1 protein-coding gene is annotated in these 1,938 nt (G+C 64.1%); it reads right to left on the bottom strand.

Going from position 1 to position 1,938, the window contains the following annotated elements; translation table 11 throughout:
- Window positions 1-91: 91 nt before the first annotated feature.
- Complete coding sequence (gene ltrA / locus ACWD3E_RS43235) at window positions 92-1,303, bottom strand: group II intron reverse transcriptase/maturase (RefSeq protein WP_451392934.1); 1,212 nt, start codon at window positions 1,301-1,303, stop codon at window positions 92-94.
- Between the last annotated feature and the right edge of the window lie 635 nt (window positions 1,304-1,938).

Genomic DNA, 1,938 nt, shown 5'->3' with positions numbered 1-1,938 from the left:
CGGGTCGAGTAGCCGGGAGGGATCTCACCTCCCGGCCCTCACAGAACCGTGCGTAACAGTCTCCCGTTACACGGCTCTTGCCGCTCTGATCTCAGATCAACAGGGCTCCCTGCGTGGGCGAAAAGCGCCAGTGGGCGAGCATGCGGGGGTACCGCTGCGCGATCTCCCGAAGCTTCGCCAGCGCCTTCCGTTTGCCCGCGAGCCGTCGGTACTTCTTGCGTATCCAGCGCACCAGGTAGGCGTTGATGCGCATGACGAAGGAGTGCAGCTCCCACGGCCGGAACCGGCCGTAGTAGTTGAGCCAGCCCGCCACCATCGGATTGATCCGTCGGGCGAGCTCGCCGAAGGTCAGGTCGGACCGGCGGTGCAGGCGCCATGACCGCACCTCCCGCCCGATCCTGGTCAGAGCCTCCCTGCTGATCGCCGGCTCGAACGAAAGGAACTGGTTCCCGTGCCGACTCCGGCTTCTCCTGGCGCGGAACGTGTACCCGAGGAAGCTGAACGCCTCGTGCTCGTACGAGCCGTGGCGTGAGCCGTCCTTGCAATAGACGATCCGGGTCTTGTCCGGGTGCAGTTGCAGCCCGACCTCGGCCATCCTGTCCTCCAGCGCCGCCAGGACCTTGCGGGCCTGGCGCTCGGAGACGCAGTGCAGCACGGCGTCGTCCGCGTAGCGTTCGAACTGCACGGTCGGGTACTCCCGGGCCATCCAGGTGTCGAACGCGTAGTGCAGGAACAGGTTCGCCAGGACGGGAGACACCGGGGCGCCCTGTGGCGTCCCACGCTCCCGCTGGTGCAGGGTGCCGTCGGGCATGGCGAGCGGGGCGGCGAGCCACCTGCGCACGTACAACTTCACCCAGACGGCATCCGTATGGATCTCCACCGCCTTGACAAGCAGGTCCCAGGGCACGCTGTCGAAGAACTTCCGGATGTCGAGCTCGACCACCCAGTTCCGTTTCCAGCAGCGTTCCCGGCATTTCCCCACCGCGTCCAGGGCAGATCGTCCGGGCCGGTATCCGTAGCTGTCCGGATGGAAAATCGGTTCCACCCTCAGCATGAGATGCCGGGCCACCACGGTCTGCGCCACCCGATCCGAGATAGCGGGAATGCCGAGCATTCTCGTGCCTCCGCCGTGTGGCTTCGGGATCTCCACCGCGCGCACCGGAGGCGGGAAGTAGGAGCCCGACGACATACGATTCCAGACCTTGTAGAGGTTGTTCTTCAGGTCCTTCTCGAAGTCCTCGATACTCTGCCCGTCCACACCCGGCGCACCCTTGTTAGCCCTGACTTCCTCCCATGCCTCCATAACCTCCCGCTTTGAGATGTCGAACGGCTTGATCCGAGACTTCAACTGGCTCACCCCACTCCTCCCGGAGGACTTCCGGTTGATGCGATCAACACAGTCACGAGCGGCCCGGTCCCTTCGCTCCGCCCCCGTTACAGGGGCCTCAGCACTACTACGGACCGGTCCGCCAGCAGGACCCGCATCGGTACTCGACCCCTCACAGTTGCGTCTGCTCGGAGCACTCCCTCTCCCCCATCCGTTCCGTCGGAGAGTATCGGGCACTGCCTTCTCCTGTTCCATGCGAGAGCGGCAGACCAGGCTCACGTCGCCTCCATGCCGGACACCGCCTGGCCAATAAACGGGCACCCGCCAGGCTCATCCCGGGGATTTGCGTACTCCCCGGTTTCGATGTCGTCTGTTGCCATTTCGACACGTCAACAGCGATTCACTTGCGTTCGTCTTCCCGATCCCCACCTGACGCCTTCAACGACGCCTTTTCCTCATCGCTCACCACGACGGTCTTCAGCCAACGCAGCATGAGGTGGTTTGAAGCCTCCCCCCGCAGGGCGGCTTCGAAGGGCCAAACCTTCATCTCCCGCACAGCACCGCTATTTGAAGTTCGCTACCATCAACTCCCTTTCGCGTTCAGGACACAC

The organism is Streptomyces sp. NPDC002676, assembly GCF_053592455.1.
This window is presented reverse-complemented; position numbering and strand designations above follow the sequence as displayed.